Raw genomic sequence first — 20,140 nt, forward strand, 5'->3', positions numbered from 1 at the left:
CACGGGCAGGCGGTCGGGTATTTCGGCCTGCGGCCGGGCGTCAGAGCCCCAGGTCGGTCAGGCCCACCGCGTAGCGGTACTCCAGACCTTCACGCTCCACCGTCTCCGCAGCCCCCGTGGCCCGGTCGACGACGACGGCGACGGCGACGACGATGCCTCCCGCCTCGCGCACCGCCTCCACGGCGGTCAGCGCCGAGCCGCCGGTCGTCGACGTGTCCTCGACCACCAGCACGCGGCGGCCGGCGACCTCGGTGCCCTCGATACGGCGCTGCAGCCCGTGGGCCTTCGCCTCCTTGCGGACGACGAACGCGTCGAGTCGGCCACCTGCCGCGGCCCTGGCGTGCAGCATGGCGGTGGCCACCGGGTCGGCGCCCAGCGTCAGGCCGCCAACGGCGTCGAAGTCGAGATCGGCGACGAGGTCGTTCATGACCCGCCCCACGAGCGGCGAGGCGACGCCGTCGAGGGTGACGCGGCGCATGTCGACGTAGTAGTCGGCCTCGCGGCCGGAGGCCAGGGTCACCTTGCCGCGCACCACGGCCAGGTCGGAGATCTGCTGGATCAGGTCGGTCAGGTCGCTCATGGGGTCTCCGTCTCTGTCAGGGTGCCGATGCCGACGGCACGGTCTGGGGTGTCGACCAGGTCCTCGGACGTGGTCAGGGTGATGAGGGCCTGCGAGGGCACCTCGTCCGGCTGGCCGGGCACCGGGTCGAGCACCCAGTCGGCGTCGGCGTCGACGGTCAGGTCTGCCGGGGACAGCACCACGCTATAGGTGAAGCGCGCACCCCGCGTCTCGAGGACGATCTCGTCGCCCTCCGCGAGGTCCAGGAGGTCGTAGAACGGGCGGCCGTCTGTGACCCGCGGGCCCGCGAGCACGAAGTTGCCGACCTGGCCGGGCAGCGCCGTCCCGGGGTACCAGCCGACACCGACGGCGAGATCGGAGGGTTGGACGCCCGCCACGACGGGCCACTCGAGTCCGAGGGCGGGGATGGTCAGGATCCAGGCGGCGGCATGCGCGTCAGGGGTGTCGACGGCGGTCGTCTGCCCCTCCTCCGGCGCGGGGGCAGGGTTCGCGGCCCAGTCGGCCCGCAGCTGCGCGACCGTGTCCGCGGCGCTCCTGGCAGCGAGCAGGTTCGCGCCCCAGAACCGCCAGCCGAGCCAGCCACCGACGATCAGCAGCGCCACGAGCAGCAGGATCCCGAAACCGAGCAGCGGGGAGAATCCCCGCCGGCTGTCGGGCTCGGCTCGTCGCGCTTCCACGGGCGCCATTGTTGCAGGTTCCGGCTACCAGCCCCGGCCCGCCGGGCCCGGCGACGGTTGCGCGGACGCGTCGTCGAACGGCTCACGCCCGCCGCTCCAGTCCTGGGCCTCGCGTCCGGAGACCCAGCGGTAGCCGATCGTCAGCCGCGCCGACTCGCGTTCGATGCCGCGGATGTCGGGCCGGGCGTCGGAGGCGACCAGCAGCAGGTTGCCGAACCGCTTGCCCTTCGCGACCTCGGGCTCCATCCCGACCATGAGGTGCCGCCAGTGGGCACCGAGCCCGCCGGCCAGCCCCTTGGCCCAGTCGAAGGGGACGCGGCCCGTGACGTTGAAGATGACGACGGCCTCATCGCGCAGCACCCGACGCATCTGTTCCAGCGCCTCGACGGTGGCGAGGTCGCCGGGCACCTGCGGCCCGTCGAACGCATCGACGATGATGACGTCGGCCCAGGCGTCCGGCATCGCGGCCAGCCCCGTCCGGCCGTCGACGTCGCGGACCTTGATCCCGGAGCGCGGCGGCAGCGGGATCTTCCGCCGCACCTCCTCCGTCAGCTCGGCGTCGGGTTCACACACCACCTGCGCGGTCGCCGGCCGCCGCCAGGCCACCCAGCGGGGCAGCGACATGCCCGCGCCGCCGATGTGGACGATGCGGAGCCGCCGGTCGGCGGGGGCGCCGAGGACGGTGTGGTCGAGCACCATGGCGGTGTGCTGGACGTACTCGAAGGCGAGGAAGTCGGGGCGGGCCGGGTCGACCCAGGACTGCGCCGTCGGGCCGAAACGCACCCAGAAGGCGCCCGGGGTCTCGCGGTCCGGGGAGAGTCGATCCATTCGCCGAGGGTATCGCGACGGCGTCCGCGGGCCGGAGCCGGGAGCCGCGGCACGTAGGCTGGCTGCCGCCATGTCGCTGACCTCCCGCATCCTCGCACTCGCCGTCCCCGCCTTCGCGGCGCTGCTCGCCCATCCGCTGATGCTGCTGGCCGACACGTTCATCGTCGGCAGGCTCGGCACTCTGCCGCTGGCCGGGTTGAGCATCGGCAGCGGGCTGCTGCTGACCGTCGTGGGGCTGTCGATCTTCCTGGCCTACGGTTCGACGGCGGTCGTCGCCCGTCACGTCGGGGCCGGCAGGACGCGCCGCGGCCTCGAGATGGGTGTGCAGGCCATGTGGGTGGGGGCCGCGATGGGCGCCGTCCTGGCGCTCGTGATGTGGCCGACCGCGCCGTGGCTCGCCGCCGGGCTGGGCGCCGGCCCGGATGTGGCGCCGTACGCCGTCGACTATCTGCGCTGGTCGCTTCCGGGGCTGCCCGGCATGCTGGTGATGCTGGGCGCGACAGGCACGTTCCGGGGGCTGTCGGACGCCCGCACCCCGCTGGTGCTGTCCATCGCGGTGGCTGGCCTGAACCTCCTGTTGAACGTGGTCCTCGTGTTCGGCGCCGGTATGGGTATCGCGGGCGCGGCGCTCGGGACGGCGATCGCGGAGACGTTGCTCGGCCTGACCGCGGCGCTGCTCGTTACCCGCCAGGCCCGTCGTCAGGGGGCGCGGCTGGCGCCGTCGTGGACCGACATGCGTCACAGCTTGATGGTCGGTTTCCCGCTGTGGCTGCGCACGGTGACTCTGCGCGCCGCCCTGCTGCTGACGACGTACGTCGCGGCGGCGCAGGGGGCAGCAGCGCTGGCCGCGCACCACATCGCCATGAACGTGTGGAACCTGCTCGCCTACGCCCTCGACGCGCTCGCCATCGCCGGGCAGACCATCATCGCCACCGCGCTGGGTGCCGGGGACCGCGCGGAGGCGCGCAGCTTCACCTCGACGATGAAGCGGTGGTCGGTCGGCGCGGGCGTGCTCCTCGGTGTGGCCGCGATCCTGACCAGGGGCCCGATCGCGGCGGCGTTCAGCACCGACGCTGAGGTCCGGGAGCTCGTGGGGCGGTTGCTGCTGGTCGTCGGCGCGACGCTCGGCCTGGCCGGCTACGTGTATCTCCTCGACGGCGTGCTGATCGGGGCCGGAGACGGGCCGTTCCTGGCGAAGGCCGGCGTCATCACCCTTGTGGTCTACGCGCCGCTGGCGCTCCTGGCGCTGCTGCTTCCCGCCGGCCCCACCGCGCTGCTCGGTCTGTGGGTGGCGTTCACCGTCGGGTTCATGGGGGCCCGCGCTGTCACTCTCGGCCTCCGGGCCCGGGGCGAGGCCTGGCTGGCTACGGGCTGACAACCCCACATGCAGGGGGCCGCCCGTGGCCGGCGACGGCGTCCCGATAGGCTCAGCGGAATGGTCCAGTCCCAGCCCACGCGCAGGGGGCGGCCCCGCGCCGACGAAGTCGAGGCGCGCAAGGCTGCCCTTCTCGATGCTGCCATGGACACCCTCAAGGAGATGGGCGTCGAGGCCATCACCATGTCAGCCGTCGCCGCGCGCGCCGGGGCCTCCAAGGCGACGCTGTACGCCTGGTTCGGCAGCCGGGAGGGCCTGCTGACCGCGGTGGTGGAGCGGGAGTCGGAGAAGTCGGTGCGCTCGGTGCGGGCCGGCCTGGAGACGTCTGCGCCGGCCGAGGCGACGCTGCGCGACTACTGCGTCGGTCTGCTGACGATGCTGACCAGCCCCGAATCGATCGCGCTCAACCGGGCGAGCATGACGTCCGCCGAGCTCGCGCACGTCCTCCTGCGCTCCGGACGTCACCGCGTCGGCCCGCTCGTCGAGGAGTTCATGCGCGGCGCCGCGGAGCGCGGCGAACTCACCGTCACCGACCCCGCCGACGCCTATCGGGAGCTGTGGGGCCTCGCCGTGCGCGACACCCAGATCCGCGTCCTGCTGGGCGAGCCCTCCCCCACCCCCGAGGAGATCGACGAGGCTGCCACCGTCGCGATGGAGCAGTTCATGGCCGCCCATCAGCCGTCCGCCTAGCCCGGAATCCTCGGACGACGCCCGCGCGGCGCGGGTAGTGTCGGGCCATGCGCCGCATCGCCGTGGCAGCCGCGGTCGCGCTGCTCGTCGCGTGCGGTGGGCCGGAGCCGCTCCCGCCCACCGCGCCCACAGCCACGCCCCCGGCCGATCCGACCATCAGTGCGCCGGTTCCGACCCCGGCCTCCCCGCCCTCCTCCGGGGAGCCGGGATCCCCGCTCCCCGCGACGCACGAGTTCACCGTCACCGAACACGAGAAGTTCGACGAGCCGTGGGCGCTCGCCTTCCTGCCGGGCACCGACACCATCGCAATCACGGAGCGGGGCGGCAGCCTCAAGCTGCGCGACGCGTCGGGCATCCGGGAGGTCAGCGGGGTCCCTGAGGTCACCGTCGGGGGCCAGGGAGGCCTCGGCGACCTGATCGTCGGCCCGACGTTCCGGGAGGACGGCACCGTCTACCTGAGCTGGGTGGAGTCGGGCGACGGCGGCACGGGCGCCGTCGTCGGCCGGGCCCGGCTCGACGTGGCGCAGGCCCGACTCACCGACCTCGAGCGGATCTGGGTGCAGACGCCGAAGGTCAGCGGCAACGGCCACTTCTCGCACCGCCTTGTCATCCACGACGGTCACCTCTACGTGTCGTCCGGCGACCGGCAGAAGCTGGATCCGGCGCAGGAGTTCGACACGACGCTCGGCAAGATCCTCCGGCTGACGCTGGACGGCCAGCCCGCGGAGGGGAACCCGTTCGCGGGCGAGGACTCTCCGCTGGCGGCGCAGATCTGGTCCTACGGGCACCGCAACCCGCTGGGCCTGGAGTTCGACTCAACCGGGAGGCTGTGGTCGAGCGAGATGGGTCCGCAGGGCGGCGACGAGCTGAACGAGATCCTGGCCGGCCACAACTACGGCTGGCCGGAGGCGTCGAACGGCTCGCACTACGACGGCACCGACATCCCCGACCACGCGGCAGGCGACGGGTTCAAGGCGCCGCTGGTGTCGTGGACGCCGAGCGTGTCGCCCGGGTCGCTGCTGATCTATCAGGGCTCCATGTTCCCGGCCTGGCGCGACGACGCGTTCCTGGGCGCCCTGTCGGGCGAGGCGCTGATCCGGGTCGACCTGTCGTCCGGGGAGCAGGAGAAGTGGCCGATGGGGGCACGCATCCGCGCGGTCGAGGAGGCGCCGGACGGGTCGATCTGGCTGCTGGAGGACGGCGCGGCGGGTCGGCTGCTGGAGCTGCGGATCGCGGGCTGAGGTACGAACGGCGTCTCGCCCTTCGACACGGCCGCAAGCGGCCGGCTCAGGGACCGATGGTCGTTCGACGGCCGCAAAGAGACCCGTCGGTACACCTCAGCCTCAGCCTATCCAACCCACTTCCCGGCGTACCCCCGGGGGCCCGGTGAAGGCCCCCGCCCACCGCCGTAACGTGGTTCCGGTCAGCCGCCGAGAGTCGCTGCGGCTGCCGTACATCTTCGGTCTCGTCGCGGGCCAGCGGCCGCTGTGGCAGTTCGTGCTCGACCGGATCGCGGCCGGGACCGGACCGGTCGCGGTGCTCGGGGGCACGACGTCGGCGGTGACGGCGCGTCAGGTCGCGCAGGCCGCGGTCGGCGCGATGGAGAACGGCACCCACGGGACCGCCTACCCCATCAACGGCTACGACCTGAGTTACGTCGAGCTGAACCAGATCGCCTGCCGGCTGCTCGGCCGCGACCCCGAGGATGTGAAGGTCGTCCCCCTTGAGGCAGTGCTCCCCGCCTACGAGGCCGTCGACGCGCAGACCGCCGCCGCCGGGCTCGAGCACGGCGTGCCGGTCGTCCACACCGCGTACTTCCAGAGCCGCGAGGCCGTGAGCGACCCGGCTGAGACCGCCGTCCTCGGCGTCCGCCCCGACGACATCCCCGCGGCGGTCGAGGAGTCCCTGCGCTGGTGCGTCGAGAACCCCGTGGAGGCCTGAGCCTCCACGGCTCTCAGTCCCCGGCCACCGCCAACGAATCGGTGGTGGTCACCAGCCGGCGGAACACGGCCCGCTCCAGCGGCGTCGTGTTCGGCCGATGGGACGTGACCAGCAGGCCGTTCGGCCCCTCGAACACCATGCCGTGGCCGGCGTCGTCGGCGATCAGGGTCTCGTCGGACTGCGTCCACGGCCCCAGCACCGAGCCGCTGGCCGACGTGGCCACGCCCATGGCGTAGGCGCCGTCGGCGAAGCTCGACCACAGCATCAGCAGCCGCCCCGACGGGTGCCGGTGCAGCCACGGGCCGTCGGTCACGTAGGCGAGGCCGCCGTCCACCTCGGCACCGGGCACGGGCGTCGCCCACGGCGCTGACGAGGCCCGGAACAGTTCGACGGGCTCCCCTGCCGCGGCCAGGTCGTCGTCCAGCCGCATGGCGCAGACGGCGCCGTCGCCGAGGTCGGTCCACTCGTGGCAGTAGACGAGCCAGGGTGTGTGATCGTCGTCGAAGAAGAGGGTCCCGTCGAGACAGCGCTGGCCCTCCGGCGTGACCGGTCCGGCCGTCAGCGGCACGAACGGTCCGGCGGGACCCGGCCCCTCCAGCACCTGCGTCCCGCGGCGGACACCGTCGGCGTCACTGAACGTGGCCAGCATGATCCAGCGGTCGCGGAACCTACCGGGAGAGACCGCAGCGACCGCCGCGAGGCCCTGCCCGGAGCCGCCGGTCTGAGCCCCGGGGCGCCCGGGCGGCGGAATGTTACGGGCACGCTAATTCGCGTGGAATCCGCATTCTCGCCCCATCTCCGTTGCTAGGTTTCCGCCATTGCCAGAAGCCATCGACTGACGGGACCCCCATGGAAAAGCTGCAGAGCCTTCTCGACACCATCGCCTCCTTCGTATGGGGGCCGCTGTTCCTCATCCCGCTGCTGCTCCTCACCGGCCTGTGGCTCACGATCAAGCTGCGCGGCATCCAGTTCCGCACTCTCGGGCCGGCCCTGCGGCTCGCCCTCTGGGAACGCCGCGACAAGGACGCCGAGGGCGGCGACATCTCGCAGTTCCAGGCACTGACGACGGCGCTGGCCGCGACGGTCGGCGTCGGCAACATCGTCGGCGTGGCCGCGGCCATCTCGATCGGTGGCCCCGGCGCCCTGTTCTGGATGTGGGTCACCGGTCTGGTCGGCATGGCCTCGAAGTACTCCGAGGCCTTCCTCGCTGTCCGCTTCCGCACCGTCGACGCGAAGGGCCAGGCCTCCGGCGGCCCGCAGTACTACCTGAAGAGGGCGCTGCCCGGTAACTGGGGCGTCGCGCTCAGCATCGTTTTCGCCGTCTTCGCGGTGCTGGCGAGCTTCGGCATTGGCAACATGACCCAGGCGAACGCCGTCGCGGAGAACGTGCAGTCCGCCTTCGGCGTGCCGGCCATGATCACGGCCGTCGTCATGGTCGTCCTCGTCGCCCTCGTCATCCTGGGCGGCATCAAGGCGATCGGCCACGTCACCGCAGCCCTCGTCCCGATCATGATCGTCTTCTACGTGCTCGGCGCGCTGTACATCCTCGTCGTCAACATCGCCGACGTGCCCGCGGCCCTCGGGCTGATCTTCGGCCAGGCCTTCACGGGCAAGGCCGCTGCCGGCGGCGCGTTCGGCGGCTTCCTGATCGCCATGCAGATGGGCGTCGCCCGCGGCATCTTCTCGAACGAGTCCGGCATGGGTTCGGCAGCGATCGCCGCCGCTGCGGCGAAGACGACCCACCCGGTCCGGCAGGGCCTCGTGTCGATGACGCAGACATTCATCGACACGATCATCGTCGTCTCCTGCACCGGCCTGGTGCTCGTCACCACCGGCGTGTGGGACTCCGGCGAGTCGCCCGCGGTGCTCACGTCGATGGCCTTCAGCCACGGCCTGCCCGGCGAGTGGGGCGGCTACATCGTCGCCGTCGGCGTCATCCTGTTCGCCTTCTCCACCATCCTCGGCTGGTCCTACTACGGCGACCGCTGCGTCGAGCGCCTCTTCGGGGCACGGGCGACGCTCTGGTACCGCATCGTGTTCACCCTCGTGGTCTATGTCGGCGCCACGATCCCGCTGACCATCGTGTGGTCGTTCGCAGACATCATGAACGGCCTGATGGCGCTGCCCAACCTGATCGGCCTACTGGTGCTGTCCGGCCTCATCGCCAGGGAGACGGCGCACTACCTGCGCAACGACCCGAAGCTGCGCGCCGGGCGCGCGGAGGTCGAGGACTTCATGGAGGGGCAGCCGGCCGACGTGTGATCATCCCGTTCCGGGGGCAGACCGCTCCCGGGACGGAGACCCGTCAGCCCAGCTGGCGCCCCATCATCTCGATGGTCTGCTTCGCGGTGTAGAAGTCGGCGCCGGTGTACGCCTGGTACTGGCTGATCGCCTCGGTCTGCCGGTGCGACGCGATCAGCGCCAGGATCTGGTCGTTCTCCTGGAAGGTCAGGGGACGCGGCGGAGCGACCTGCGGCAGCCTGCGCCTCCTGGAGTTCACGACGATGAACGCGACGAAGGCGAAGGGGATCAGCCCGAAGCCCTGCGACGCTCCGCCCAGCAGCGACATCAAGATGATGACCGCGGGGATGACCCACCACAGCTGCTGCCACGTCATCGGGGAGCGCGACGGAGCGACTCCCGAATCCGGGACGGCGGGGTAGGGCGTGTAGATGGGTTCGGGTCCGGGCGGGGCGCCGTACAGCGGCGCCGCCGTCCGATCCGTGGGGTAGCCGTACGGCGAGGGTGCGCCGAGCCCCGGTCCGGGATCGTCGGGGCGCGGGCTGGGGAGGTCGGCGAAGAGCGGGATCAGGTCGTCCATGACGCGGGCGGTGAGCGCCCTGTCGAGCCGTTCGTTGAACTCCTCGACGCTCAGCCGGCCCTCCGCGTGATGCTCGCGCAGCATCGAGGCGGCCTGGTCACGCTCCGCGTCACCGATCCGGATGTTGTCGCCCGCCATGGATACAGGGTACCGGTGGACGGAGCCCCGGCCACCACCGGTGACGGTGGCCCCCGGAGGTCATCCTCCGGGGGCCGAACACAGGCTCAGACCAGCGCGATGCCGTCGCCCACCTTGTCGAACGTGACCTGGACGCCGTCGTGGATGGTGCCGGCGAGCAGGCCGCGGGCCAGCTGGTCCTCGATCGTCGTCTGCACGAGCCGGCGCAGCGGGCGGGCGCCGTAGACGGGGTCGAACCCGACGTCGCCCAGCCAGGTCCTTGCCTCGGGGGTGACCTCGACGACGATCCGACGGTCTGCCAGACGCCGGTTAAGGCGGTCGAGTTGGATCCCGACGATCCGGCCCAGTTCCTCGGGTGTCAGCGCGTCGAACAGGACGATGTCGTCGAGCCGGTTGAGGAACTCCGGCCTGAACGCCTGCCTGACGACGCCCATCACCGAGTTGCGTCGGTTCTCGGGGTCGAGCAGCGGGTCGGCCATGAACTGGCTGCCCAGGTTCGACGTCATGATCAGCAGGGTGTTGCGGAAGTCGACGGTGCGGCCCTGGCCGTCGGTGAGACGTCCGTCGTCGAGAACCTGCAGCAGGATGTTGAACAGGTCCGGGTGCGCCTTCTCCACCTCGTCGAGCAGGACGACCGAGTACGGACGGCGCCGCACGGCCTCGGTGAGCTGGCCACCCTCCTCGTAGCCGACGTAGCCGGGGGCGCGCCGACGAGGCGGGCCACCGAATGCTTCTCGGAGTACTCGCTCATGTCGATGCGCACGAGCGCGGTCTCGTCGTCGAACAGGAAGTCGGCCAGCGCCTTGGCCAGCTCGGTCTTGCCGACGCCGGTGGGGCCGAGGAACAGGAACGAGCCGGTGGGCGGTTCGGGTCGGAGATGCCGGCCCGGCTGCGACGGACGGCGTCGGAGACGGCCTGGACGGCCTCGCGCTGACCGATGAGACGGGCCCCGATCCGCTGCTCCATCTCGAGCAGCTTCTCGGACTCGCCCTGCAGCAGCCGGCCGACCGGGATCCCGGTCCAGGCGCCGACGACCTCCGCGATGTCGGCCGCGCCGACCTCCTCGGAGACCATCGACGGCACCGTGTCGGACTCCTCCGCCTCGGCGAGCTGGGCCTCGACGGCGGGGATCTCGCCGTAGAGGATCTCGGACGCCCTGGTCAGGTCGCCGGCCCGCTGGGCGCGATCGGCCTCGATGCGGAGCTGGTCGATCCGCTCCTTGAGGTCGCCGACGGCGTTGAGGCCGGACTTCTCCGCCTCCCACCGTCCCTCGAGCCCGCGCAGCTTCTCCTGCGCGTCGGCGAGTTCTGCGCGCAGAGCGGCGAGCCGTTCGCGGGACGCGTCGTCCTCCTCCTTCTCGAGCGCGAAGGCCTGCATGGTCATGCGGTCGACGTCGCGGCGGAGCATGTCGATCTCCTCCGGTGAGGAGTCGATCTCCATCCGCAGCCGGGACGCGGCCTCGTCGATCAGGTCGATGGCCTTGTCGGGGAGCTGTCGCGAGGTGATGTAGCGGTCGGACAGCGTGGCGGCTGCGACCAGCGCCGAGTCGGTGATGCGCACCTTGTGGTGGGCCTCGTAGCGCTCGCGCAGGCCGCGGAGGATCGCGATGGTGTCCTCGACGCTGGGCTCGCCGACGTAGACCTGCTGGAAGCGGCGCTCCAGCGCCGGGTCCTTCTCGATCCGCTCGCGGTACTCGTCGAGGGTGGTGGCGCCGATCATGCGCAGCTCGCCGCGGGCCAGCATGGGCTTGAGCATGTTGCCGGCGTCCATGGCGCCCTCGCCGGACGCGCCCGCGCCGACGACGGTGTGGAGCTCGTCGATGAACGTGATGACCTGCCCCTCGGCCTCCTTAATCTCCGTCAGGACGGCCTTGAGTCGTTCCTCGAACTCACCGCGGTACTTGGCGCCGGCCACCATGGAGGCCAGGTCGAGCGACACGAGCCGCCTGCCGCGGAGCGAGTCGGGGACGTCGCCGGCGACGAGCCGCTGCGCGAGGCCCTCGACGACGGCGGTCTTGCCGACGCCGGGCTCGCCGATGAGGACGGGGTTGTTCTTGGTGCGGCGGGCCAGCACCTGGACGACGCGGCGGATCTCGGCGTCGCGGCCGATGACCGGGTCGAGCTTGCCGTCACGGGCGCGCTCGGTGAGGTCGATGGAGTACTTCTCGAGGACGGACTCCCCGCCCTCCGACTCCGCGGACGTGACGCGCTTGCCGCCGCGGGCGGCGGAGAAGTGTTCGAGGAGCGCGTCGGCCTTCACGCCGGCCTTGGTGAGGACGGTCTGGGCGGCCGAGACGACGCGGGCCAGGGCGATCAGCAGGTGCTCGGTGGCGACGAAGTCGTCGCCCAGCTCGTCGGCGAGGGTTTCGGCGGTCGCGAGGACGCGCGCGAACGACCCGCTCAGGGCGGGCTGCGTGACGGAACTGCCGGTCGTCGACGGCAGCTTGCCGATGGCGGCGACCGCGGCCGCATCGACGGCGGCAGCGTCGGCTCCCGTGGCCTCGAGGAGCGTGCCGACGGTGTTGTCCGGCGGCAGCAGCAGGCCGTGCAGGAGGTGTTCGGGTTCGGTGTTCGGGTTTCCGTTGGTCAGTGCCTGGCGGACGGCGGCGGTGAGCGCGTCGCGCGACTTGGTCGTGAGCCGTTCGGTGTTCATGTGTGGTGGTGTCTCCTCATCACTCGGGATACCGGATACGAAGTTGAGTCTACTACACTCAACCTGCGGTCCGGGTCGGGTATTCCCCCGGTTTTCCCCTTGTGGAAGGCTCAGACCATGGCTCCGAAGGACCGCCCCGAGGTGCCCGCCGACATGCTCTCGCGGGTGCGCGCCGTCATGGACACGCTGCCGGAGACGTACGAGGAGCCGGGGTGGGTGGGCATCCGCTGGCGCGTGGGTGGCGCGACGATCGCGCACATCTTCGGCGGCGAGGACCAGCTGTTCCGGATCGTTCTGCACGGGCAGCCGGCCGACGTCGTCGCGTTCGAGCATCTGGGACCGCCCTACTTCCGTGCGGGCTGGGGCGCCGACGCGATCGGGTTGGTGCTCGACGGGGCCACCGACTGGGACGAGGTGGCCGAGCTGCTGGTCGAGTCGTACTGCACGCGGGCGCCCGCCCGGCTGGTCGACCCGCTGGGGCTGCCACCGGCTCCCGCCTGAGCGGACCGGGCCCGCTGACCCGGCCGCGCTCCGGACGGCGCCTCCAGCGTCGGATCCGGGGGCAGGCGCGGGACGGCCAAGGTGATCTGGAACGATGGCGCCCATGAAGGCGCTCGCGAAGACGCGGCCCGGTCCCGGGCTGGAACTCATCGACATCCCCGTCCCTTCCCCCGGGCCCAACGAGGTGCTCATCAAGGTCCGCAGCACAGGCATCTGCGGCACCGACCTGCACATCGCGAACTGGGACGGCTGGGCGCAGAAGACGGTGACCACCCCGAAGGTCATCGGCCACGAGTTCTGCGGCGAGATCGTCGAGCTCGGCAGCTCCGTCGAGAACCTCAGCGTCGGGCAGTTCGTCTCCGGTGAGGGGCACTACGTCTGCGGCCGTTGCCGCGCCTGCTTGGCGGGGAAGCGTCACCTGTGCCGCAACACGCGCGGCATCGGGTACCACGTCGACGGCGCCTTCTGCGAGTACTTCGCGATGCCGGCCGGCAACGTGTGGGTGCATCCCGAGGGCATGGACCCTGACGTCGCCGCGATCTTCGACCCGTTCGGCAACGCGGTGCACGCGGCGCTGCAGTTCCCGGCACTGGCCGAGGATGTCCTCGTCACGGGCGCGGGGCCGATCGGGATCATGGCGGCACTCGTGGCCAAGTTCCAGGGCGCCCGCAACGTCGTCATCACAGACATGTCCGACGAGCGGCTGGCGCTGGCGGATTCGCTGGGCCTGACGTCCACCGTCAACGTGTCGCGGGAGGACATCGCCGACACGTACGCCCGCCACGACATGCACGAGGGCTTCGACATCGGTCTGGAGATGTCCGGGTCGGGCGCCGCGCTGCGGTCCATGATCGACAACATGACCCACGGCGGCCGCATCGCGCTGCTCGGGACGCCGACGCAGGAGCTCACCGTCGACTTCTCGACGATCATCTTCAACATGCTCACCATCCAGGGCGTCACGGGTCGGCAGATCTTCGAGACCTGGTACGCGATGAGCACGCTGGTCCGCTCGGGCCTCGACGTCAGCGGCGTCATCACCGACCGGCTGCCGGCCACCGAGTTCGCGGAGGCGTTCGCCATCGCGGGCAACGGGCGGTCTGGCAAGGTCATCCTGAACTGGGAGTGAGGAAAACAACCATGGGCATTCTCGACGACATCCGCGCGGAGCTGCAGTCGCTGCGCGACCAGGGCCTCTACAAGGACGAGGCCCCTCTGACGACGGCGCAGGCTGCGCATGTCGGCACGCTCGGCGGCGAGGTCATCAACCTCTGCGCCAACAACTACCTCGGGCTGGCCGATTCGCCCGAGCTCATCGCCGCCGCGAAGGACGCGCTCGACCGGTGGGGCTTTGGCATGGCGTCGGTGCGGTTCATCTGCGGCACGCAGACGCAGCACCAGGAGCTCGAGTCGAAGCTGACAGGCTTCCTGCGGCTCGGGCAGCCGGGCTTCGACACGATCCTGTACTCGTCGTGCTTCGACGCGAACGGCGGGTTGTTCGAGACGCTGCTCACCGACCGCGACGCGATCATCTCCGACGAGCTGAACCACGCCTCGATCATCGACGGCGTCCGCCTGTCGAAGGCGATGCGCTACCGCTACCGCAACCGTGACCTGGACGACCTGCGCACCCAGCTCGAGGCGGCCCGGGCCGCCGGCGCCCGCCACACGCTGATCGCCACCGACGGCGTGTTCTCGATGGACGGCTACGTCGCCCCGCTCGACAGGATCTGCGCGCTGGCCGACGAGTACGGCGCCCTGGTGATGGTCGACGACTCGCACGCCGTCGGTTTCATGGGCGAGACGGGCGCGGGTACACCGGAGCTGTTCGGCGTGGCGGACCGCGTCGACATTCTCACGGGAACGCTGGGCAAGGCGCTGGGCGGGGCCTCGGGCGGGTTCACGTGCGCCCGCGCCGAGATGGTGGAGCTGCTGCGGCAGCGTTCGCGCCCGTACCTGTTCAGCAACTCGTTGGCGCCGTCGATCACGGCGGCGGCGATCGCCGTCATCGATCTGCTGGCCGAGAAGCCCGACCTGCTGACGCGGCTGCGGGAAAACACGGCCTACTTCCGGCGCCGGATCGTCGAGGAGGGTTTCACGGTGCCGGAGTCGGATCACCCGATCGTGCCGGTGATGCTGGGCGACGCGGCGCTGGCGGCGAGGATGGCGGACGCGATCCTGGCGCGGGGCGTGTACGTGAGGGCGTTCAGCTACCCGGTGGTGCCGAGGGACAAGGCGCGGATCCGGACGCAGCTGTCGGCGTCGCTGACACGGGAGGACTTGGACAAGGCGATCGAGGCGTTCGTGGAGGCGCGGGCGGAGGTCGCCTGAGGCGAGGGCGTGGAGCGCACCGCCCGGGGCTGAAAGTGCACGAATCTCCACTGAGCCGCCGCTACGTGCATATCGCCACAACGGCCGCCTGAACCAGCAGAGTGTTCGCGAAAGCCAGATTTGTGCACGCGGAGCTCGTACGCGCTGAGGCCGGGGCCCGAGGCCCCGGAGCGCAGCGCCCGGGGCTGAAAGTGCACGAATCTCCACTGAGCCGCCGCTACGCGCATATCGCCAGATCGGCCGCCTGAGCCAGCCGAATGCACGCTGGAGCCAGATTTGTGCTCCCCAGGCACCGAATTGGCTGGGGATACCGGGCATGCACCCGCGGAGCGACCCATAACGCGGTCATGGAGATTTCAGGCATTGCCACCTACGCACAGCTCCGAGGCAGCGGCGCCTCACGGAGGGACATCAATGACGCCCTGGCCACCGGCGTGATCCGGCGGCTGATGAGGGGCTGGTACGAATTCAGGGACGCCGACCCAGATGTTGCGCGCGCCCTGGAACTGAAGGGGCGCCTCGGGTGCCTCAGCGGCTGCGCCTCCTACGGACTGTGGGTTCCCGCGGTGTACGCCCTCCATGTGGTGTACGGCGACGGCGCTCGATTCCCGCACCTTCCGGGGTTGTTCCAGCACGTCTCGAGCGCGCCCCATCCTCGGACCCCGGTGTGGCCTCTCAAGGACTGCTTGGCTCAGGTGGCACAGCGGCACAGCGCCGAGGAGGCGCTCGTCGTTCTCGAGTCGGCCCTCAACCTCCGTCTCATCAAACCCGACGAGATCCACGAGGTCCTCGGACACCCGACGCGCAGCCGGATACGGCTGGCCAAGCATCTCGACGTGTCGGAGTCCGGCAGCGAGACACGGGTACGCCTGTTCCTCCGTCGCTGCCGCGTACCGGTCCGACCGCAGGTGAACATCCGACCGATCGGAAGGGTGGATCTGCTGGTGGGCGAACGGCTCATCATCGAGTGCGACGGAGCAGCGTTCCACCGAAGCGCCGAGCAGCACGAGATCGACCGCTCCAGAGACCTGGCCGCCCGCGATCTGGGGCTGGACACCCTCAGGCTCAGCTACCGACAGATCTGGGACCAGTGGCCGGAAACCCAAGCCAGCCTGCTGCGCCAGATCAGGAGAAGGAAGCACATCAACCGGAGCCGATGACGCAGGTGCTGCTCGCTGGTCCTGGTTGCTCGCCCCTGGCACCGCTCCCCGGGGACGGGGCAACCGTGCCGTCCTCCCGTCGAACACAAATCTGGCTTTCACGAACACTGCGCTGGCCCAAGCCGCCGCTACGGCGATATGCACACAGCCGCCGTTCCACGGAGATTCGTGCACATCTCGGGGGCAGAGGCAGGGGCAGGGCTCGGTCTCGGTCTCGGTCTCGGGGGCAGGGGCAGGGGCTCGGTCTCGGGCTCGGCCTCGGGACCACTCGACCCGGCCCCGGGACCCGCCCTGCGCCCGCTGCTAGGCTGACACACGTCCGGGGTGCCCCGTTGGGGCTGAGATCACACCCGCAACACCTGATCTAGGTAGTGCTAGCGAAGGGAGCCCAGGTTGAGCACCGTATCCGCCGTCCTGAGCGAGGTCCGCGCCGCGAACCCGCTCGTCCACTGCATGACCAACACCGTCGTGCCCGAGATCACCGCCAACGTGCTGCTCGCCGTCGGCGCCGCCCCCGCGATGATCGACCTTCCCGAGGAGGCCGCGATCTTCGCCGGCATCGCCTCGGCCCTGCTGATCAACGTCGGCAACGGATCCGCCGAGCAGCACGCCGGCATGCGACTCGCGGCCCCTGCCGCCGTCGCCGCCGGGCACCCGTGGGTGCTCGACCCGGTCGCCGTCGGCGGGCTTCCCGTGCGCACCGCCCTCGCCCGGGACCTCCTCGCCGACCGCCCGACCGCCATCCGCGGCAACGCCTCCGAAATCCTCGGCCTCGCCGGGGCCAGCGCCGGGGGACGCGGGGTCGACGCGACCGACGACGCCGAGTCCGCCCTCGACACCGCCCGCGAACTGGCCGACACGACCGGCGCGATCGTCGCTGTCTCCGGCCCGGTCGACGTCATCGTCTCCCCCGACGGCCGCGTCACCCGCGTCACCGGCGGCAGCCCCCTCATGCCGCTCGTGATCGGTACAGGCTGCTCGCTCGGCGCGGTCGTCGCCGCCTGCCTCGGCGCGGCCCGCCCGGCAGGACTCGACGAGCACGACGCCGTCGTCGCCGCCCACGCACTGTTCGCGGCCGCCGGCAGCCTCGCAGCGACGCAAACCGCGGGCCCGGGTTCCTTCCGGACCGCCTGGCTCGACGCCCTCCACACGCTCACACCCGAGTCGACCCTGGTCGCCGTCGACATCGCGGAGGCCTGATGCGCGCCCGCCCCGAGTACAGCGCCGACGTCGACTGGCGCCTCTACTTCGTCACCGACACCGCCCTCAGCGGCGGGATCGACCGCGTCCCCGCCGTCGTCGAGGAGGCGATCATCGGCGGCGTCGGCGTCATCCAGGTCCGCGACAAGGACCTCGACGACGACGACTTCGCCCGCCTCACCCGCGACGTCATGCTCGCCGCCGACCGCGCCTTCGACGTCACCGGACGGCGGGTCGACATCTTCGTCAACGACCGCCTCGACATCGCCGACCACTTCGGCCTGCACCTCCACCTCGGCCAATCCGACGGCGACATCCACCGCGCCCGCGCCCGCCTCGGCGACGACACGCTCATCGGCCTGTCCATCTCCAACGAGGCCCAACTGCTGGCCGAACTCGCCGACCCGACCGCCGACGCACTCGGCCTGTCCCCCATCTGGGCCACGCCCACCAAGACCGACACCGACCCCGCCCTCGGACTCGACGGCGCCCGCCGCCTCGTCGACCTGACGGCGGGCGCCGCCATCACCCTCGGCATCGGCGGCATCAACGCCGACAACGCCCGCGACGTCATCGCCACCGGCGTCGACGGCGTCTGCGTCGTCTCCGCGATCGCCGCTTCCCCCGACCCCCGCGCGGCCGCCAGCCGCCTGCTCTCCCTCTGGAGTCCCGCATGAACCCCGTCATCGTCCTCAGCATCGCCGGCTCAGATCCCAGCGGCGGCGCCGGCATCCAGGCCGACCTCAAGACCTTCGCCGCGCTCGGCGTCTACGGCACCGCCGCGCTCGCCGGGCTGACGGTGCAGAACACCGTCGGCGTCCGCGACGCCCGCCCCGTCGACCCCGACCTCGTCCGCGCCCAGGTCGTCGCCGTCCTCGACGACCTGCCCGTCGCCGCGACGAAACTCGGCATGCTGTCCAACGCCGCGGTCGCCGCCACCGTCGCCGACCTCCTGGAGGAACGACGCGACGAGTTCGGCCTCGTGGTCCTCGACCCCGTCATGATCGCCACCTCCGGCGACGCGCTCCTGTCCGACGATGCCGTCGACATCGTCCGCACCCGCCTGCTCCCGCTCGCCGACGTCATCACCCCCAACGCGCCAGAAGCCGCCGTCCTGCTGGAGCTCCCCGCTGCCACCGACACCGACGGCCTCGTCGACCAGGCGACGGCGCTGCTGCGGCTCGGCGCCCGCGCGGCCCTCGTCAAGGGCGGGCACCTGACCGGCGAGACAGACATGACCGATGTCTATGCGACGGCGGACTCCACCGCGCTGCTGTCCGGCCCCCGTTTCGACACCCGCAACACCCACGGCACCGGCTGCACCCTCAGCTCTGCCGTCGCCGCGTGTGCGGCGCTCCGGGGCGACACGATCGCGTCCGGCGTCTCGCTCGAGGCGGTCCAGGAGGCCCGCGACTACCTGATGCGGGCGATCGAGTCTGGCGCGCACTGGCGCCTCGGCAGGACGCCGGAGCTCGGCCACGGCCCCGTGAATCACCTTGTCGGACGCGCAGAAAGCCTGGGCCTGTGAGCTGGCAGATGGGTGAGTTCAGCACCGCAGCGTGGTCGGCGACAGAGCGCCTCCGGGGCGACATCGACGCCCTCCCGCTCCTGACCGAGTTGGCCGACGGCACCCTCGAGCCACACCGCTTCTCCGAGTACCTGGCCCAGGACGACTTCTACCTGCGCGGCTACGGCCGGGCCCTGGCCACGCTCGCGGGCAGGGCCCCGACGGCGGAGGCCACGGCCTTCTGGGCCCTGGGTGCCGGCGAGTCGGTGGCCGCGGAGGTCGAGCTGCACGCCACGCTCATGGCCGACCCCCGCCTCGCCGGGCAGCCCCGCGCGGCCAAGGCCTCCCCGACGACGCGCGCCTACGTCTCGTTCCTGCAGGCCTCGGTCGCCTTCGAGCCGTACCCGGTCGGCGTCGCCGCCGTCCTCCCCTGCTACTGGGTGTACGCGGATGTCGGCGAACGCCTGGCCGCGACGGCGTCGCGGCTGGCCGGCCATCCGTACAGCGCCTGGGTCGCGGCCTACGTCGACCCCGCCGTCCGGGAGGCGACGGCGACCGCCATCCGCCTGCTCGACGAGGCCGCCGCGCAGGCAGACGCGCCCACCCGGGCCGCGATGCTGGAGGCGTTCGAGGCCGCCACCTGGTACGAGCACGAGTTCTGGGCCCGCTCCTACGAGCTGGAGGCCTGGCCCTTCTAACCGACACTCAGAGGTCGTCGATCTCCGCCCGCGTCGTCTGCTCGACCTCGATCACGCCGTCGAGTTCCTGGAGCTGCGCCATGACGTGCGGCAGCCCGGGGCCGCCCCGGAAGCGGATCTCGGCGCGCACCACCGGCACGTTGCCCCGATGGGTCGACTTGGTGTTCAGCAGCGTCGTCTCCACACCCAATGCGGTCGCCTCGGCGAGCACGTCTCGCAGGACGCCCTTGCCGTCCTCGTAGATCAGCCGCACCGTCGACCGGTCGCCGGCGCGCGGGATGAGGCGGGTGAGCGGGGCGACTCCCCAGACGGTGACGAAGTGCAGCAGCGTCGCGAGGACGGCGAGCGGCAGCATGCCCGCGCCGCAGGCCATGCCGATCGCGGCGGAGAGCCAGATGGTCGCGGCAGTGGTCAGGCCACGCACGACATCGCGGTTGACGAAGATCACGCCCGCGCCGAGGAAGCCGATGCCGGAGACGATCTGGGCCGAGATGCGCGACGGGTCACGGGTGACCTGGTACTCGGCCAACCCGACGAAGCCCTCGACCGAGATCAGGGTGAAGACGCAACTGCCCAGGCCGACGAGGGCGTGCGTGCGCACGCCGGCCGACTTGTGCTGGAAGTGGCGCTCGATCCCGACGAGCGTGCACAGCACAAAGGCGAGGGAGACCAGCGCGATCTCCATCGGCACCTTGCTCCAGTCGAACAGCATGAAGAATCCTCCTCGGGCCCCGCGTCAGGCGGTGGCGGCGTAGCGTTTGGCGGCCCGGGCGCGGGCCTTGACGGCCTCGGACTCCCGGTCCTTGGGTGGCACCGTCGTGACAAGGTCCTCGAGCAGGTGCGCCGTGATGTGTGCGATCTCCTCGACGGCGCGGTTGAACGCCTCTTCGTTGGCCTTGCTGGGCTTCGTGGCGCCCGCCACCTTCCGCACGTACTGCAGCGCCGCGGCGCGCACCTCGTCGGTGGTGGCCGGCGGCTCGAAGTTGTTCAGAGGCCGGATGTTCCTACACATGGCGTCAGCTTAAGCCGCGACACCGACAC

The 20,140-nt window shown here is 71.3% G+C and carries 20 protein-coding genes, 1 pseudogene and 1 riboswitch; of the genes and pseudogenes, 13 read left to right on the forward strand and 8 right to left on the reverse strand.

Annotated features, from left to right (window positions below):
• Positions 1-40: 40 nt before the first annotated feature.
• Genes pyrE through H9L22_RS11975 form a run of 3 tightly spaced genes read right to left on the reverse strand, consistent with a single transcriptional unit; the run spans position 41 to position 2,085 of the window.
• On the reverse strand, positions 41-580 hold the full coding sequence (gene pyrE / locus H9L22_RS11965; RefSeq protein ID WP_187720124.1) for an orotate phosphoribosyltransferase: 540 nt from the start codon (positions 578-580) through the stop codon (positions 41-43).
• Positions 577-1,257 carry a sortase domain-containing protein gene (locus tag H9L22_RS11970; RefSeq protein ID WP_187720125.1) on the reverse strand — a complete coding sequence of 227 codons (681 nt, stop codon included), beginning with the start codon at positions 1,255-1,257 and terminating at the stop codon, positions 577-579. Before H9L22_RS11970 ends, pyrE begins: the two co-directional genes overlap by 4 nt.
• A gap of 24 nt (positions 1,258-1,281) precedes the next feature.
• Entirely contained in the window at positions 1,282-2,085 is an 804-nt protein-coding gene (locus tag H9L22_RS11975; RefSeq protein WP_187720126.1) for a spermidine synthase, read from the reverse strand.
• Between the two features lie 70 nt (positions 2,086-2,155).
• Here H9L22_RS11975 and H9L22_RS11980 point away from each other — a divergent pair, with 70 nt between their 5' ends.
• The 4 genes from H9L22_RS11980 (at position 2,156) to H9L22_RS11995 (ending at position 6,091) form a co-directional block, all read left to right on the forward strand.
• Positions 2,156-3,460: an MATE family efflux transporter gene (locus tag H9L22_RS11980; protein WP_187720127.1), complete on the forward strand. Its 1,305-nt coding sequence runs from the start codon at positions 2,156-2,158 to the stop codon at positions 3,458-3,460.
• 60 nt (positions 3,461-3,520) lie between these two features.
• Positions 3,521-4,150, forward strand: coding sequence for a TetR/AcrR family transcriptional regulator (locus H9L22_RS11985; RefSeq protein WP_187720128.1), 630 nt, complete (start codon positions 3,521-3,523; stop codon positions 4,148-4,150).
• Between the two features lie 47 nt (positions 4,151-4,197).
• On the forward strand, positions 4,198-5,391 hold the full coding sequence (locus H9L22_RS11990) for a PQQ-dependent sugar dehydrogenase (RefSeq protein WP_187720129.1): 1,194 nt from the start codon (positions 4,198-4,200) through the stop codon (positions 5,389-5,391).
• A gap of 145 nt (positions 5,392-5,536) precedes the next feature.
• Complete coding sequence (locus H9L22_RS11995; RefSeq protein ID WP_187720130.1) at positions 5,537-6,091, forward strand: Rossmann-fold NAD(P)-binding domain-containing protein; 555 nt, start codon at positions 5,537-5,539, stop codon at positions 6,089-6,091.
• 13 nt (positions 6,092-6,104) lie between these two features.
• Here H9L22_RS11995 and H9L22_RS12000 read toward each other — a convergent pair whose 3' ends face one another.
• Positions 6,105-6,842, reverse strand: a complete 738-nt coding sequence (locus tag H9L22_RS12000) for a family 43 glycosylhydrolase (RefSeq protein ID WP_226966310.1) — start codon at positions 6,840-6,842, stop codon at positions 6,105-6,107.
• Positions 6,843-6,940: 98 nt separating this feature from the next.
• Between H9L22_RS12000 and H9L22_RS12005 the strand changes: the two genes are divergently transcribed.
• Positions 6,941-8,353, forward strand: coding sequence for an alanine/glycine:cation symporter family protein (locus H9L22_RS12005; protein ID WP_187720132.1), 1,413 nt, complete (start codon positions 6,941-6,943; stop codon positions 8,351-8,353).
• 43 nt (positions 8,354-8,396) lie between these two features.
• On the opposite strand, the gene H9L22_RS12010 is transcribed toward H9L22_RS12005, so the two are convergent.
• Entirely contained in the window at positions 8,397-9,050 is a 654-nt protein-coding gene (locus H9L22_RS12010; RefSeq protein WP_187720133.1) for a DUF1707 SHOCT-like domain-containing protein, read from the reverse strand.
• Positions 9,051-9,136: 86 nt separating this feature from the next.
• A pseudogene (gene clpB / locus H9L22_RS12015) lies at positions 9,137-11,702 on the reverse strand (ATP-dependent chaperone ClpB).
• 117 nt (positions 11,703-11,819) lie between these two features.
• Between clpB and H9L22_RS12020 the strand changes: the two are divergent.
• The 8 genes from H9L22_RS12020 (at position 11,820) to H9L22_RS12055 (ending at position 19,099) form a co-directional block, all read left to right on the forward strand.
• Positions 11,820-12,203 (forward strand): MmcQ/YjbR family DNA-binding protein, encoded by a 384-nt coding sequence (locus H9L22_RS12020; RefSeq protein WP_187720134.1) that lies wholly within the window; start codon positions 11,820-11,822, stop codon positions 12,201-12,203.
• A 103-nt stretch (positions 12,204-12,306) separates the two neighbouring features.
• On the forward strand, positions 12,307-13,332 hold the full coding sequence (gene tdh, locus H9L22_RS12025) for an L-threonine 3-dehydrogenase (RefSeq protein WP_187720135.1): 1,026 nt from the start codon (positions 12,307-12,309) through the stop codon (positions 13,330-13,332).
• A gap of 11 nt (positions 13,333-13,343) precedes the next feature.
• Positions 13,344-14,534 carry a glycine C-acetyltransferase gene (locus H9L22_RS12030; protein WP_406707787.1) on the forward strand — a complete coding sequence of 397 codons (1,191 nt, stop codon included), beginning with the start codon at positions 13,344-13,346 and terminating at the stop codon, positions 14,532-14,534.
• A gap of 347 nt (positions 14,535-14,881) precedes the next feature.
• The gene (locus H9L22_RS12035) at positions 14,882-15,694 is read left to right on the forward strand and encodes an endonuclease domain-containing protein (RefSeq protein WP_187720136.1); all 813 of its coding nucleotides are present in this window, start codon (positions 14,882-14,884) and stop codon (positions 15,692-15,694) included.
• Between the two features lie 310 nt (positions 15,695-16,004).
• A riboswitch (TPP riboswitch) is annotated at positions 16,005-16,097 on the forward strand.
• On the forward strand, positions 16,088-16,894 hold the full coding sequence (gene thiM / locus H9L22_RS12040; protein WP_187720137.1) for a hydroxyethylthiazole kinase: 807 nt from the start codon (positions 16,088-16,090) through the stop codon (positions 16,892-16,894). Its footprint overlaps the riboswitch before it by 10 nt.
• The gene (gene thiE, locus H9L22_RS12045; protein WP_187720138.1) at positions 16,894-17,571 is read left to right on the forward strand and encodes a thiamine phosphate synthase; all 678 of its coding nucleotides are present in this window, start codon (positions 16,894-16,896) and stop codon (positions 17,569-17,571) included. Before thiM ends, thiE begins: the two co-directional genes overlap by 1 nt.
• Positions 17,568-18,422, forward strand: coding sequence for a bifunctional hydroxymethylpyrimidine kinase/phosphomethylpyrimidine kinase (thiD, locus tag H9L22_RS12050; protein WP_187720139.1), 855 nt, complete (start codon positions 17,568-17,570; stop codon positions 18,420-18,422). Before thiE ends, thiD begins: the two co-directional genes overlap by 4 nt.
• Positions 18,419-19,099: a TenA family protein gene (locus H9L22_RS12055; RefSeq protein ID WP_187720140.1), complete on the forward strand. Its 681-nt coding sequence runs from the start codon at positions 18,419-18,421 to the stop codon at positions 19,097-19,099. Before thiD ends, H9L22_RS12055 begins: the two co-directional genes overlap by 4 nt.
• A 7-nt stretch (positions 19,100-19,106) precedes the next feature.
• On the opposite strand, the gene H9L22_RS12060 is transcribed toward H9L22_RS12055, so the two are convergent.
• Positions 19,107-19,811: an MgtC/SapB family protein gene (locus tag H9L22_RS12060; protein WP_187720141.1), complete on the reverse strand. Its 705-nt coding sequence runs from the start codon at positions 19,809-19,811 to the stop codon at positions 19,107-19,109.
• Positions 19,812-19,835: 24 nt separating this feature from the next.
• Positions 19,836-20,111: a DUF2277 domain-containing protein gene (locus H9L22_RS12065; RefSeq protein WP_187720142.1), complete on the reverse strand. Its 276-nt coding sequence runs from the start codon at positions 20,109-20,111 to the stop codon at positions 19,836-19,838.
• Positions 20,112-20,140 lie beyond the last annotated feature (29 nt).

This window comes from Tessaracoccus defluvii (assembly GCF_014489575.1).
Classification (GTDB): Bacteria; Actinomycetota; Actinomycetes; order Propionibacteriales; family Propionibacteriaceae; genus Arachnia; species Arachnia defluvii.